Source organism: Bradyrhizobium sp. McL0616 (assembly GCF_049993385.1).
Classification (GTDB): Bacteria; Pseudomonadota; Alphaproteobacteria; order Rhizobiales; family Xanthobacteraceae; genus Bradyrhizobium.
Genome location: NZ_CP188255.1, coordinates 7,136,026 through 7,150,596, shown reverse-complemented (window position 1 = coordinate 7,150,596; position 14,571 = coordinate 7,136,026). Strand labels below are relative to the sequence as shown.

12 protein-coding genes are annotated in these 14,571 nt (G+C 64.7%); 10 read left to right on the top strand and 2 right to left on the bottom strand.

The window, feature by feature from the left end; genetic code table 11:
- Nucleotides 1-8 precede the first annotated feature (8 nt).
- Both ACPPVR_RS34345 and ACPPVR_RS34340 read left to right on the top strand, forming a co-directional pair.
- Nucleotides 9-1,958 (top strand): molybdopterin biosynthesis protein, encoded by a 1,950-nt coding sequence (locus ACPPVR_RS34345; protein WP_426610950.1) that lies wholly within the window; start codon nt 9-11, stop codon nt 1,956-1,958.
- Between the two features lie 49 nt (nt 1,959-2,007).
- Nucleotides 2,008-3,138 carry an FAD-dependent monooxygenase gene (locus ACPPVR_RS34340; RefSeq protein WP_426610949.1) on the top strand — a complete coding sequence of 377 codons (1,131 nt, stop codon included), beginning with the start codon at nt 2,008-2,010 and terminating at the stop codon, nt 3,136-3,138.
- 6 nt (nt 3,139-3,144) lie between these two features.
- Here ACPPVR_RS34340 and mobA read toward each other — a convergent pair whose 3' ends face one another.
- Together mobA and fdhD are read right to left on the bottom strand one after the other, a co-directional pair.
- The gene (gene mobA, locus ACPPVR_RS34335) at nt 3,145-3,780 is read right to left on the bottom strand and encodes a molybdenum cofactor guanylyltransferase MobA (protein WP_426616240.1); all 636 of its coding nucleotides are present in this window, start codon (nt 3,778-3,780) and stop codon (nt 3,145-3,147) included.
- Nucleotides 3,767-4,657: a formate dehydrogenase accessory sulfurtransferase FdhD gene (fdhD, locus tag ACPPVR_RS34330; RefSeq protein ID WP_426610948.1), complete on the bottom strand. Its 891-nt coding sequence runs from the start codon at nt 4,655-4,657 to the stop codon at nt 3,767-3,769. Before fdhD ends, mobA begins: the two co-directional genes overlap by 14 nt.
- A gap of 210 nt (nt 4,658-4,867) precedes the next feature.
- On the opposite strand from fdhD, the gene mobB reads away from it, so the two are divergent.
- The 8 genes from mobB (at nt 4,868) to ybaK (ending at nt 14,571) form a co-directional block, all read left to right on the top strand.
- Entirely contained in the window at nt 4,868-5,395 is a 528-nt protein-coding gene (mobB, locus tag ACPPVR_RS34325) for a molybdopterin-guanine dinucleotide biosynthesis protein B (RefSeq protein WP_426610947.1), read from the top strand.
- A 9-nt stretch (nt 5,396-5,404) separates the two neighbouring features.
- Nucleotides 5,405-6,661 carry a gephyrin-like molybdotransferase Glp gene (gene glp, locus ACPPVR_RS34320; RefSeq protein ID WP_426610946.1) on the top strand — a complete coding sequence of 419 codons (1,257 nt, stop codon included), beginning with the start codon at nt 5,405-5,407 and terminating at the stop codon, nt 6,659-6,661.
- Between the two features lie 44 nt (nt 6,662-6,705).
- Nucleotides 6,706-6,981, top strand: coding sequence for a sulfurtransferase TusA family protein (locus ACPPVR_RS34315; RefSeq protein ID WP_426610945.1), 276 nt, complete (start codon nt 6,706-6,708; stop codon nt 6,979-6,981).
- 318 nt (nt 6,982-7,299) lie between these two features.
- Nucleotides 7,300-8,952 carry an OFA family MFS transporter gene (locus ACPPVR_RS34310; protein WP_426610944.1) on the top strand — a complete coding sequence of 551 codons (1,653 nt, stop codon included), beginning with the start codon at nt 7,300-7,302 and terminating at the stop codon, nt 8,950-8,952.
- Nucleotides 8,953-9,036: 84 nt separating this feature from the next.
- The gene (locus ACPPVR_RS34305; RefSeq protein ID WP_426610943.1) at nt 9,037-9,321 is read left to right on the top strand and encodes a hypothetical protein; all 285 of its coding nucleotides are present in this window, start codon (nt 9,037-9,039) and stop codon (nt 9,319-9,321) included.
- A gap of 152 nt (nt 9,322-9,473) precedes the next feature.
- On the top strand, nt 9,474-11,180 hold the full coding sequence (locus ACPPVR_RS34300; protein ID WP_426610942.1) for an NADH-ubiquinone oxidoreductase-F iron-sulfur binding region domain-containing protein: 1,707 nt from the start codon (nt 9,474-9,476) through the stop codon (nt 11,178-11,180).
- Nucleotides 11,177-13,945 (top strand): formate dehydrogenase subunit alpha, encoded by a 2,769-nt coding sequence (gene fdhF, locus ACPPVR_RS34295; protein ID WP_426610941.1) that lies wholly within the window; start codon nt 11,177-11,179, stop codon nt 13,943-13,945. Before ACPPVR_RS34300 ends, fdhF begins: the two co-directional genes overlap by 4 nt.
- Nucleotides 13,946-14,097: 152 nt before the next feature.
- Nucleotides 14,098-14,571 carry a Cys-tRNA(Pro) deacylase gene (ybaK, locus tag ACPPVR_RS34290; RefSeq protein WP_426610940.1) on the top strand — a complete coding sequence of 158 codons (474 nt, stop codon included), beginning with the start codon at nt 14,098-14,100 and terminating at the stop codon, nt 14,569-14,571.

Here is a 14,571-nt window from a genome sequence, read left to right as displayed (position 1 = left end):
ACTCCGACATGACGAAGGTCCCGCAGCCACAAGATCGCAGTACCCTCGAGCAGGAGCAGTTCCTCAAGGTACTGTCGCGCGAGGATGCGCTGGCGCGCTTCGAGGCTGCGCTGTTCCCGCGCGCGATTCCGCGCGAAACGCGAAAGCTTGCCGATGCGCTCGGCGCGGCCCTGGCCGAAGACGTCACGGCACCGATCGACGTGCCGCCCTTCGACCGTTCCAATGTCGACGGCTTTGCCGTGCGCTCGGCTGATCTTGCCGCGGCTGGCGAAGGCGCGCCTGTGCGCCTCACGCTGAACGGCGAGACCATTCACTGCGGCACCGCGCCTGCGCTGCAAGTGGCGACAGCAACCGCAACGCCGATCGCCACCGGCGGTCCGCTGCCGCGCGGCGCCGACGCCGTGGTCATGGTCGAGCACACCCAGCCGGCAAGCGCTGACGCCATCGACGTCCGTCGCGCCGCGTCGCCAGGGCAGTTCGTGTCGTATGCTGGGTCCGACATCGCGCGCGGTGAGGCGCTGCTGCGCGCGGGCACGATCATCGGCTCGCGCGAGATCGGCATGCTGGCGGCCTGCGGCATTGCCGAGGTGACTGTTGCGCGCAAGCCGCGTGTCGCAGTGATTTCGACCGGCGATGAGCTGGTTCAACCCGGCGAGGCGCTCGCGCCCGCCGCGATCTACGACACCAATGGCGCAATCGTCGCAGCCGCAATTAACGAGAACGGCGGCGAGGCGATCTTCCTGGGTGCCGTTCCCGACGACGAAGCAAAGCTCGAAGCCTCGATGCGGCACGCGCTTGCGGACGCCGACATGCTGGTGTTGTCAGGCGGCACCTCGAAGGGCGCGGGCGACCTGTCCCACCGCATCATCGGCCGGCTCGGCACGCCCGGCATCATCGCGCATGGCGTGGCGCTCAAGCCCGGCAAGCCGCTGTGCCTCGCGGTCTGCGGAAGCAAGCCGGTGGTGATCCTGCCGGGTTTCCCGACCTCGGCGATGTTCACCTTCCACGACATGATCGTGCCGGTGTTGCGCAAGATGGCCGGGCTGCCGCCGCGCTCCGATGCCAAGGTGAATGCGACCGTGCCGGTGCGGATTGCCTCCGAACTCGGCCGCACCGAATTCGTCATGGTTTCGCTCGTCGATGGCAGAGATGGCTTGATCGCCTATCCATCCGGCAAGGGTTCTGGCGCGATCACGTCCTTTGCGCAGGCCGACGGCTTCCTGCGCATCGATGCGCTGGCCGACCAGATGCCGGCCGGCACCGAAGCCGAGGTGACGCTGTTCACGCCGCATGTGCGGGTGCCGGATCTCGTCATCGTCGGCAGCCATTGCACCGGCCTCGATCTCGTCACGGCGCCGCTCGCGCATGCAGGCCTGACCGTGCGCTCGATCGCTGTCGGCAGCCTCGGCGGTTTAGCGGCGGCGCGACGCGGCGAATGCGATCTCGCGCCGATCCATCTGTTCGATGACAAGAGCGAGACGTACAATACGCCCTATCTCGTCGAGGGGCTGGAGCTCGTGCCGGGCTGGCGGCGGATGCAGGGCATCGTCTTCCGCAAGGGCGACAAGCGTTTTGACGGCCTGAGCGCAAAGGACGCGGTTGCCGCCGCGCTCGCGGACGCCGCCTGCATCATGGTCAACCGCAACCAGGGCGCCGGAACGCGCATCCTGATCGACCGGCTGCTCGGCGGCGCGCGTCCGGAGGGCTATTGGAACCAGCCGCGCTCGCACAACGCGGTTGCCGCCGCCGTCGCACAGCGCCGCGCTGACTGGGGCATGACCATTGCGCCGGTCGCCCATGCGGTCGGCCTCGGTTTCATTCCGCTGGCGGAAGAGCATTATGATTTTGCGCTGGTGACAGCGCGCAAGCAACGTCCGGCGGTGCAGGCCTTTCTCGACGCACTCGGTTCGGACGACGCCCGCGCAGCGCTGGAGCGCGCTGGCTTCCGGCCAGCTTAAGTGGACGACGCGGCGTTCAAGCCGCGCGACAAATGGGGTGGGGGACGCGATGGCAAGGCCGCTTTCGGTTGCGATCGTCGGTGCCGGCATGGGCGGGCTCGCGGCCGCCGCTGCGCTTCGGCGCGCCGGTATCGACGTCATGGTTTACGAGCAGGCCTCGCAGTTCGCCCGCATCGGTGCCGGCATCCAGATCGGCTGCAACGCGATGAAGGTGCTGCGCGCGCTGGGGCTGGAAGCGCGGATGCGCAGCCAATCCTTCTATCCGCGTTCCTGGAACAACCGTGACTGGAAGAGCGGCGACATCAAGTTCGACATGATCTTTGGCGAGAGCGCGGAAGAGAAATTTGGCGCGCCCTATCTGCTTGCGCATCGCGGCGATCTGCATGCGGCGCTGGCGAGCGCGGTGCCGGATGAGTTTGTGAGGCTCAACCACAGGCTGGTCGGTCTCGACGAGACCGGCGATGGTGTCCGGCTCACGTTCGCCAACGGCACAAGCACTGTGGCCGATGCCGTGGTCGGCGCGGACGGCGTGCATTCGGTGGTGCGCGACATCCTGTTTGACACCGCGCCGGTCAAATTCACCGGCCGCATCGCCTATCGCACGACTTACCCCGCATCGCTGCTCGGTGGCGAGAAGATCGACGACTGCACCAAATGGTGGGGCGAGGATCGCCATATCGTCATCTACTATGTCAAGCCGGACCGCAGCGAGGTCTATCTCGTCACCAGCCAGCCCGAGCCGGATTTCCGCATCGAGTCCTGGTCGGCGAAGGGCGACGTGCGCGATCTGCGTGCCTCGTTCGAAGGCTTTCATCCGCAGGTCGGCCAGGTGCTCGCGGCGTGCCCTGACGTGCACAAATGGGCGATCATGGACCGCGATGCGCTGGACCGCTGGTCGGAGGGCAAGGTGACGTTGCTCGGCGATGCCTGCCATCCGATGACGCCCTATATGGCGCAGGGCGCAGCGATGGCGATCGAGGACGCCGCGGTGCTGTCGCGCTGCCTCGATGGCGTCGACCGCGACCGCATCGCCAACGCTTTCCGCCGCTTCGAGGCGACGCGCAAGGTCCGGACCACGCGGGCGCAGGAAACCTCGCGCGCGAACATCTGGCTAAAGCAGCGGACCGATACCAGCTGGGTCTACGGCTACGACGCCTGGACCGTGCCGCTGGCGGCCTGAGCTCGATTAAGACGCCGCATCCAGCGCAGCCAGGCGCTCGGCTTCCGCAATGTCCTCGACGGTGTTGGCATTGAAGAACGGATCGAGCGGCTCTGTCGGCCACGTCACCGTCGCGAGCGGAAAGCGCGCGGTCCAGCGGTCGATCTTGCGGAGGTCTTCGACCACCAGCGCATGACGTAGCTCCTCGCGCAAACTCACGCGCCACAGCCCGATCACCGGATGCGACTGCTCGCCCGACGCGGCGACCGCGAGTTGCGCGTTCTCTCGTTCGCGTGCCTCGTGCAGGCGCGCCACGAGATCGCGCGGCAGAAACGGGCAGTCGCCGGCCGCGCTCAGCACCCACTCGACGTCCCGCCGGTTCGCCGCGGTCCAGTCGAGCGCGGCGAGGATGCCGGCGAGCGGGCCGGGAAAGCCAGGCACGTCGTCGGCGATCACCTGCAAGCCGAACCCCGCGAAGCGAGCGGGATCACCATTGGCGTTGATGATCATTCCGCTGCACTGGGGCGAAAGGCGCGCGATTACGCGCTCCAGAATGGTGAGGCCGCCGATGGTGCGCATCGGCTTGTCGCCGCCGCCCATGCGCCGGGCGAGGCCGCCGGCGAGCAGCACGCCCTGCGTCGGCGGAAGATTAATCGTCACCAGCTTCACCCTTGCGCTTGTGTTTCGACGACTCCTCCTCGACGTAAGCGAGGTTCTGGTCGTAGACGATGCGCTCCTCGCCGGCGAGCACGATGAAGCGTTTCCCGCGGGCGCGTCCAACCAGCGTCAGTCCGACTTGCCGGGCGAGATCGACACCCCAGGCGGTGAAGCCGGAGCGCGACACCAGGATCGGAATTCCCATCCGCACGGTCTTGATCACCATCTCGGAGGTCAGGCGCCCAGTGGTGTAGAGGATCTTGTCGCCGGCATCGACGCCGTGGCGGTACATCCAGCCCGCGATCTTGTCGACGGCGTTGTGGCGGCCGACATCCTCGGTGTAGCAGAGCGGTTCGTCTTCCTTGCACAGCACGCAACCGTGGATCGCGCCGGCTTCGAGATAGAGCGAGGGCATGGTGTTGATGGTCTGCGTCATCTGGTAGAGCCAGGAGGTGCGCAGCTCGGCCTTCGGCAGCGCGACGCTTTCGACCGCTTCGAGCAGGTCGCCGAAAGCTGTGCCTTGCGCGCAGCCCGAGGTCTGCGTGCGCTTCTTGAGCTTGGCTTCGAAATTGGTGTGCTGCTCGGTGCGCACCACGACGACCTGGAGGTCGTCGTCGTATTCGACCTCGGTGACAGCGTCGTTATATTTCAGCATGTTCTGGTTGAGCAAATAGCCCAGCGCCAGATATTCCGGATAGTCGCCGATCGTCATCATGGTGACGATCTCCTGAGCATTCAGGTAGAGCGTCAGCGGCCGCTCCATCGGCACCTTGATCTCGACCTTGGCGCCGGTTTGGTCGGTCCCCGTCACCCTTTGGGTCAGGCGCGGGTCGTCTGGGTTCGGGACGATCAGGGGCACCGGGGCTTTGTCGATTTTCATCATGGCCGCGACGTTAGCATGACATTCGGGTCAAGCCGATATAAGCATGCGGGCGAGAGAGCGAAATGCCGCCTCATCGTCATTGCGAGCGAAGCGAAGCAATCCAGAACTATATCCGCGGTGGCAGTCTGGATTGCTTCGCTGCGCTCGCAATGACGGGGAGAGGCCGGGGGTTCCATCGGCCGGCGAGCCGTTGGTGGAGATCTAGCTGTTATGAAAGTCATCGGCCTTGCAGGCTGGAGCGGTGCGGGCAAGACCACGCTGTTGACGCGGCTCATTCCGCATTTCCATGCGCAGGGCCTGCGCGTCTCCGTGATCAAGCATGCGCATCACCAGTTCGACGTCGACGTGCCCGGCAAGGATTCCTGGCGCCATCGCGAGGCCGGTGCGGCCGAGGTGTTGGTGGCCTCGGCAAACCGCTGGGCGTTGATGCACGAGCTGCGCGGCGCGCCAGAGCCGCGGCTGCCGGAACTCCTGAGCAAGCTGTCCGCAGTCGATCTCATCGTGGTCGAAGGTTTCAAGCGCGAGCCGCATCGCAAGATCGAGGTGCATCGCGCTGCCAACGGCAAGCCGCTGCTGTTTCCCGACGATCCCGGCATTGTCGGGATCGCGACCGACGTCGCGGTTGAAACCCGGCTGCCGACTGTCCATCTCGACGATATCCCGGCCGCCGCCGCATTGCTGCTGCGCGCGGCGATGCCGGTCGAGGAAGCGGTCGCGAAAAGCGCTGCGATGCGCTGACGAGGCACCATGGCGCAACTGTCGGACGATTGTTTTGCCTTCGGTGGACCGATGATGTCGGTCGACGAGGCCGTTGGCCTGATCACGGCGCGCGTCAGCGCGATTGCCGATCTCGAGACGGTGGCGCTGGTTGATGCCGACGGGCGCGTGCTGGCGCGCGATATCGCGGCGCCCTTGCCGCTGCCGCCCTTCACCAATTCCGCCGTCGACGGCTATGCCGTGCGCAACGCGGACCTTCCGGGACAAGCGGAGCGAGCCTTCCCGCTCGATGGCCGCATCCAGGCCGGCGGCCTCGCAAACGCCGCGATCAAGCCCGGCCACACCGCGCGCATCTTTACCGGCGCGCCGATGCCGCCGGACGCCGAGACTGTCTTCATGCAGGAAGATGTTCGCATCGACGAGAGCGGCCAGGTCGTGTTGCCGCCGGGGCTGAAGCCGGGCGCCAACGTCCGGCCCGCGGGCGAAGATGTTCCGCAAGGCCACGTTGCGCTACGCGCCGGCCAGCGGCTGCGGCCGCAGCACGTCGCGCTCGCCGCGGCGTTCGGGTTGAACCGGCTCAATGTCGTCAGGCGCATCCGCGTCGCGGTGTTTTCGACCGGTGACGAGCTGGCTTCGCCCGGCGAACCGCGCGCGGCGTCGCAGCTGTTCGACTCCAACCGATTCATGCTGATGGCGATGCTGCGCCGGCTCGGCTGCGAGGTCAGCGATCTCGGCATCTTGCGCGACGAGCGCAGCTTGCTTGCGGACGGATTGAAACAGGTTGCAGGCAGGCATGATCTGATTCTCACCACCGGCGGCGTCTCGACCGGCGAGGAGGATCACGTCAAGGCGGCGGTGGAGAGCATCGGCTCGCTGGTACTGTGGCGGATGGCGATCAAGCCCGGCCGGCCCGTGGCGATGGGCATCATTGATGGCACGCCGCTGATCGGCTTGCCCGGCAATCCCGTCGCGAGCTTTGTTACCTTTGTCCATGTGGTGCGGCCGACCGTGCTGTCGCTCGCCGGCAGCCCGCCGGAAAAGCTCTTGCCGATCCCCGTCCGCGCCGCGTTCACCTACAAGAAGAAGATTGCCCGCCGCGAATATGTTCGCGCTTCGTTGCGGCGCGGAGACGATGGCGTGCTGGAGGCGGTCAAGTTCCCGCGCGAGGGCGCCGGGCTGCTGTCGTCATTGGTGGAGACCGACGGCCTCGTTGAACTCGGCGAGGACATCACGGGTGTCGAGCCGGGCGACAGTGTAGGTTTCCTGTCCTATGCCGAGTTGATCTAAGGCAACGCGTTGACGTCATCGACCCCTCCCGCCATGTTGCGCCCATGACAAGAACGACGACCAGAACAACGCTTGACCTCACCGGGCTGAAATGCCCGCTGCCTGCCTTGAAAACACGCAAGGCGCTGAAACCATTGCAGCCGGGCGATCAGCTTGAAGTGCACTGCACGGATCCCTTGTCGGTAATCGACATTCCGAACCTGATCCGCGAGACCGGCGACAAGGTGGAAATCACCGAGCGCAACGATGCGCGCATCGTGTTTCTGATAGAAAAGACGAATGGCTCGATAGACAGCGCCAATGCTGCACTGCGTTCTTAGCCGCGTTACCGCGCTGATACCGACCTTTTGTCTATCGACATCGATCATGGCTTCTGCCCAAATTGACTTTGTCCGCGCAGGCGCGGAGGTTGAGTCTTGTCTGCGATACGCGGATCAACGGGCCACTCACGAAGCCTGCACGTCGTATCGGGCATAGAGCCCCGCTCGAGGGGTTAACTTTTCAGACGCGCGTGACGATCCTGGCGCGTGTCGGATGATTGTGCGGAGCAGCAGGGACAACAGCTGCACCGCACCGGGCTGAGGAACAGGATGGTAGTGGCTGGCCCGCTCAAAAGGGCGGCTGCAGGGGAGGAATGCATGACGACAATTGAAAGCGCTGGGAGGATTTCGGGCGCTGGCGCAGGTTTGTTGGATCGCGAGCGGACCATCGCGACCGCCGGGTTCAACCGCTGGCTGGTGCCGCCCGCGGCGCTGTGCATCCATCTCTGCATCGGCATGGCCTACGGCTTCTCGGTGTTCTGGCTTCCGCTGTCGCGCGCGATCGGCATCACGGCGCCGAAAGCCTGCCCGGATATGTCGCTCTGGCAGGAGCTCTTCACCACCACTTGCGATTGGAAGGTCGCAAGCCTCGGGTGGATGTTCACCCTGTTCTTCGTGGTGCTCGGCGTTGCGGCCGCTGTTTGGGGCGGCTGGCTGGAGCGGGTCGGTCCGCGCAAGGCCGGTTTTGTTGCGGCGATCTGCTGGTGCGGTGGTCTCCTGCTCGGCGCCATCGGCATCTATCTGCATCAGCTCTGGATCATGTGGCTCGGCTCCGGCGTGATCGGCGGCATCGGTCTTGGTCTCGGCTACATTTCGCCGGTGTCGACGCTGATCAAATGGTTCCCCGATCGTCGCGGCATGGCGACCGGCATGGCGATCATGGGTTTCGGTGGTGGTGCCATGATCGGCGCGCCGTTCGCCAACCTCCTGATCAACTACTTCAAGACCTCGACCGACGTCGGCGTGTGGCAGACCTTCCTCGTCATGGGCGTTGTCTATTTTGTCTTCATGACGATCGGCGCGTTCGCCTACCGCGTGACGCCGGCTGGCTGGAAGCCCGATGGCTGGACGCCGCCGAGCGAGAAGAAGACGATGATCTCCGAGCATCACGTCCACCTCGACAACGCCCACAAGACGCAGCAGTTCTGGCTGATCTGGTGGGTGCTATGCTTGAACGTGTCGGCCGGCATCGGCGTGATTGGCATGGCCTCTCCGATGCTCCAGGAAATCTTCGCCGGCAAGCTGATAGGGCATCCGGAACTCGCCTTTGGTCAGCTCTCGGTCGAGCAGAAGACCGTCATCGCCGGGATCGCGGCTGGCTTCGCCGGCCTGCTGTCGCTCTTCAACATCGGCGGCCGCTTCGCTTGGGCGACGCTGTCGGATTATATCGGACGCAAGAACACCTACTATACGTTCTTCATCCTCGGCATCGTGCTCTACGCGTTGGCGCCGACCTTCGCGGCGATGGGCTCGAAGTTGCTGTTCGTGCTTGGCTTCGGCATCATCCTGTCGATGTATGGCGGCGGCTTTGCGACCGTGCCGGCCTATCTCGCCGACATGTTCGGCACCCAGTTCGTCGGCGCCATTCATGGCCGGCTGCTAACGGCGTGGTCGACCGCGGGCATCATCGGCCCCGTCGTGGTGAACTACATCCGCGAGTTTCAACTCGCGGCGGGCGTGCCGCGTGACCAGCTCTACAACACGACCATGTACATACTCTGCGCAATGCTTATTGCGGGCATCATCTGCAACTACCTGATCAAGCCGGTCGATGCGAAATGGTACATGAGCGAGGCAGAAGTAGCCAAGTTGCAGGCGGCGAACGCGGGCGCGAATACCGTCCAGACGGGCTCGTTCGGGATCGGTACTGGGGGCCTCGACGTCAGAGCTGCGCTGTTCTGGCTCTTCGTCGGCGTTCCGCTGGCTTGGGGCGTGTACAAGACGCTCGAGAGCGCGGTTAAGATCCTCTGATCGCAACCCACTACCGCGGGAGGCTGTTCAGCTTCCCGCGGTGTTCGCCTGCCAATTATCAAGAATGGGACTAGGGGGATTTCTATGCTTCGCACCCGTATTTGCCTCGCCGCCATGCTGTTGGCTGCGGGCCTCCACACCGCGTCTGCCCAGACCGCAGCCGCACCCGCTGCGCCGGCGCCGGCCGCAACCACCGATGCCAAGCCGCCGGGCAAGATCAAGCTCACCATGCAGAAGCTGAAGGACATGAAGGCGAAGTGGTCGGCCAACAAGCCGAAGCTGAAAGCCTGCCGGGCCGACGTGAAGTCCAAGGGTCTGATCGGCGACGACCGCTGGTTCTACATCGAAGAGTGCATGGACAAGACTTGAGGTCGGGTTCCCCGTGGAGTTTGCGTGAGGGGCATGGGGCTTGTTGGCCGCATGCCCTTAAATGCTTATCGGATCACTTGAATTCTCTTGGCATCTGGCATGCCAAGGGTTAGGGTTGGACTTGTTCTAAAGAAGGTCTACGAGACGCACCGATGAGCAACGACGACGTTCACAAGGTTCGCGAATTCGAGCATCCCGGTGAGGGGCGCAAGCGCGCCAAGGCCACGCCCAAGGGGCGGCAGGTCGACCCCACCGCCGCGCATGAGATCGAGCAACTGCTTGGCGACCGGCCGCGGCGACGCGATCTCCTGATCGAATATCTGCACCTGATCCAGGACACATATCACCAGATTTCGGCCGCGCATCTCGCCGCGCTTGCCGACGAGATGAAGCTAGCCTTCGCCGAGGTGTTCGAGACCGCGACCTTCTACGCGCATTTCGACATCGTAAAGGAAGGCGAGCCGGATATCGCGCCGCTGACGATCCGCGTCTGCGACTCGCTGACCTGCGCGATGCTCGGTGGCGAGAAGCTGCTCGCGGATTTGCAAAACGCATCGGGTCCCGGCATCCGCGTCGTCCGCGCGCCCTGCGTCGGCCGCTGTGACACCGCGCCTGCCGCGGAAGTCGGCCACAATTTCGTCGACCACGCCACTGTCGGCAACGTGCTGGCGGCCGCAAAAGCCGGCGACACACATGTGCACCTGCCGAAATATATCGACTACGACGCCTATGTCGCCGGCGGCGGCTACAAGCTGCTCAACCGGGTGCTCTCCGGCGAATTGTCGAAAGACGATCTGCTGAAGTCGCTCGATGACGCCTCGCTGCGCGGTCTCGGCGGCGCCGGCTTCCCGACGGGCCGCAAATGGCGTGCGGTGCTCGGCGAGCCCGGTCCGCGGCTGATGGCGATCAACGGCGACGAGGGTGAGCCCGGCACGTTCAAGGATCGCGTCTATCTCGAAAGCGATCCGCACCGTTTCATCGAGGGGATGCTGATCGGCGCCCATGTGGTGCAGGCGTCGGACATCTACATCTATCTGCGCGACGAATATCCGGCGGCGCGCGAGATCCTCGAACGCGAGCTTGCAAGGCTTCCGGCAGGTAGTCCGACGCTGCACATGAGGCGCGGTGCCGGCGCCTATATTTGCGGCGAGGAATCCTCGCTGCTCGAAAGCATCGAGGGCAAGCGCGGTCTGCCCCGGCATAAGCCGCCTTATCCGTTCCAGGTCGGTCTGTTCGGCCTGCCGACGCTGATCAACAACATCGAGACGCTGTGGTGGGTGCGCGACATCGTCGAGAAGGGCGCCGACTGGTGGAAGGGCAACGGCCGGCACGAGCGCTACGGCCTGCGCAGCTTCTCGGTCTCGGGCCGCGTCAAGAACCCCGGCATGAAGCTTGCGCCCGCGGGCATCACCGTGCGCGAGCTGATCGACGAATATTGCGGCGGCATGGCCGATGGCCATCGGTTCTACGCTTATCTGCCGGGCGGCGCGTCCGGCGGCATTCTGCCGGCGGCGATGGACGACATCCCGCTCGATTTCGGCACGCTGGAGAAATACGGCTGCTTCATCGGCTCGGCAGCGATCGTGATCCTGTCGCAGAAAGACAGTGTGCGCGCGGCGGCGCTGAACCTGATGAAGTTCTTCGAGGATGAGAGCTGCGGCCAGTGCACGCCCTGTCGCGTCGGAACCCAGAAGGCCGCGCTGCTGATGCAGCAGCCGGTCTGGAACCGGGCATTGCTGGAAGAATTGAGCCAGGCGATGCGCGATGCCTCGATCTGCGGTCTCGGACAGGCGGCATCGAATCCGCTGACCACCGTGATCAAATATTTCCCTGACGAGTTCAAGGAAGCGGCCGAATGACCAAGATTGCGTTCGAGCTCGACGGCAAGCAGGTCGAGGCCAATGCCGGCGAGACCATCTGGCAGGTCGCCAAACGCCAGGGCCGAGAGATCCCGCATCTCTGCTATTCGCCCGCGCCGGACTATCGCCCCGACGGCAATTGCCGCGCCTGCATGGTCGAGATCGAGGGCGAACGCGTTCTGGCCGCATCCTGCAAACGCACGCCGTCGGTCGGCATGAAGGTGAAGACCGAGTCCGCACGGGCGGTGTCGGCGCAGAAGATGGTGATGGAGCTGCTGGTCGCCGACCAGCCGGCGCGCGCGACCTCGCACGATCCTGAATCGAAATTCTGGCACTGGGCCGAGACCACCGGCGTCACCGAAAGCCGCTTCCCCGCCGCCGAACGCTGGGAGACCGACGCCAGCCATCCGGCGATGCGTGTCAATCTCGATGCCTGCATCCAGTGCGGCCTGTGCGTGCGCGCCTGCCGCGAGGTCCAGGTCAACGACGTCATCGGCATGGCTTATCGTAGTCATGGCTCGAAAATCGTGTTCGACTTCGACGATCCCATGGGCGAGTCCACCTGCGTCGCCTGCGGCGAATGCGTGCAGGCCTGCCCGACCGGCGCCTTGATGCCGGCCGTGATGCTCGACGACAACCAGACCCGCGTCACCTATGCCGACAAGAAAGTGGATTCGCTCTGCCCGTTCTGCGGCGTCGGTTGCCAGGTAACCTATGAGGTCAAGGACGAGAAGGTGATTTATGCCGAGGGCCGTGACGGCCCCGCCAATCACAATCGTCTTTGCGTCAAGGGCCGCTTCGGCTTCGACTACATCCACCATCCGCATCGCCTGACAAGGCCGCTGGTGCGGCTGCCGAATGCGAAGAAGGATTCCAACGACCAGGTCGATCCTGCAAACCCTTTCACGCATTTCCGTGAGGCGAGTTGGGAGGAAGCGCTCGACATCGCGGCCAATGGTCTGGTCAAGATCCGCGACACCAACGGCGTGAAGGCGCTGGCCGGTTTCGGCTCGGCCAAGGGCTCGAACGAAGAGGCCTATCTGTTCCAGAAGCTGGTTCGCACCGGCTTCGGCTCCAACAATGTCGACCATTGTACCCGCCTGTGCCACGCCTCGTCGGTGGCGGCGCTGTTCGAAGGCCTGAGCTCGGGCGCGGTGTCGGCGCCGTTCTCCGCGGCGATGGACGCCGAGGTCATCATCGTGATCGGCGCCAATCCGACCGTGAACCATCCGGTCGCCGCGACCTTCATCAAGAACGCGGTCAAGCAGAACGGCGCAAAGTTGTTCGTGATGGACCCGCGCCGGCAGACGCTGTCGCGGCACGCGACCAGGCATTTGCAGTTCAAGCCCGGCTCCGACGTCGCCATGCTGAACGCGATGATCAACACGATCATCACCGAAGGCCTGACCGACGACCAGTACATCGCCGGCTATACCGAGGGCTTTGACGACCTGAAGGAGAAGATCAAGGAGTTCACGCCGGAGAAGATGGAGGCGATCTGCGGCATCCCGGCGAAGACGCTGCGCGAGGTGGCGCGAACCTATGCGCGGGCAAAATCCTCGATCATCTTCTGGGGCATGGGCATCAGCCAGCATGTCCACGGCACCGACAATGCGCGCTGCCTGATTGCGCTGGCGCTGATCACGGGCCAGGTCGGCCGTCCCGGCACCGGGCTGCATCCGTTACGCGGCCAGAACAACGTGCAGGGCGCCTCCGACGCCGGTCTGATCCCGATGTTCCTGCCGGACTACCAGCCGGTCGGCCGCGATGACATGCGCGGCGCCTTCGAGAAGCTGTGGGGCCAGGATCTCGATCCCGAGCGCGGCCTGACCGTGGTCGAGATCATGAACGCGATCCATGCCGGCCAGATCAAGGGCATGTATATCGAGGGTGAGAACCCCGCGATGTCCGACCCCGATCTCCAGCATGCGCGGCAGGCGCTCGCCATGCTCGATCATCTCGTGGTGCAGGATCTCTTCGTCACGGAGACCGCCTTCCACGCCGACGTCATTTTGCCGGCCTCGGCCTTCGCCGAGAAGGAGGGTTCCTTCACCAACACCGATCGCCGCGTCCAGCTCGCGCGCCAGGTGGTCAAGCCGCCGGGCGATGCGCGACAGGATCTCTGGATCATCCAGGAGATCGGCAAGCGCATGGGGCTGCCCTGGAATTATGCCGGCCCCGGCGAGGTCTACACCGAGATGGCAGAGCTGATGCCGTCGCTGAAGAACATCAGCTGGGAGCGGCTGGTGCGTGAAGGCGCCGTCACCTATCCGGCGGACGATCCGAACAAGCCCGGCAACGAGATCATCTTCACCACCGGTTTCCCGACCGCGAGTGGGCGCGGCAAGATCGTGCCGGCTCACGTCATCCCACCGGACGAAGTGCCCGACGCCGAATATCCGATGGTGCTATCGACTGGTCGCGTGCTCGAGCACTGGCACACCGGCTCGATGACGCGCCGCGCCCAGGTGCTCGACCAGATCGAGCCGGAGGCCGTCGCCTTCATGTCGCCGAAGGACATGCACAGGAAGAAGCTTGCGCCCGGCGATTTCATCCGCCTCGAGACCCGCCGCGGCGCCGTCGAGGTCAAGGTCCGCTCCGACCGCGACGTGCCCGAGAATATGGTGTTCATGCCGTTCTGCTACGCGGAGGCGGCGGCGAATCTGCTGACCAATCCGGCGCTCGATCCGTTCGGCAAGATCCCGGAGTTCAAGTTCTGCGCGGCGAGGGCCGAGCGCGCGGAGATGCGCGACGCGGCGGAGTAGCCTTCGCCGGGACGACAGCTGAGTGCGTGGCGCGCAGGTGTACCCACACCCGTCATTGCGGGCGAAGCGAAGCAATCCAGACCGTCTCCGCGGGGAAATCCTGGATTGCTTCGTCGCTTCGCTCCTCGCAATGACGGTGGTAAATGTGAATCATGTCCAAAATCACCCCAGCCACCCGTGCGCTTTCAGCCGCCGGTATGGCCTTCACCGTCCACACCTACGACTATGATCCCGACGCAGAAAGCATCGGGCTTCAAGCGGCCTCTGCGCTCGGCGAAGACCCGGCGCGGGTGCTGAAGACGTTGATGGCGCTGGTCGATGGCAAGCCGGTCTGCGTGATCGTTCCGTCCGACCAGGAAGTCTCGATGAAGAAGCTCGCCGCCACCGTGAACGGCAAGTCGGCGCAGATGATGAAGCCGCCTGAAGCCGAGCGCGTCACTGGCTTCAAGGTTGGCGGCATCAGTCCGTTTGGGCAGCGGAAACCTGTGAGCACCGTGATCGAGCAGAGCGCGCTCGCGCATGATCAGGTCTATATTAATGGCGGCCAGCGCGGCTTGCAAGTGCGGCTCAAACCCGGCGACGCGCGAGATGCGTTGAAGGCGGTCGTCGCGGATGTGGTCGCGTAA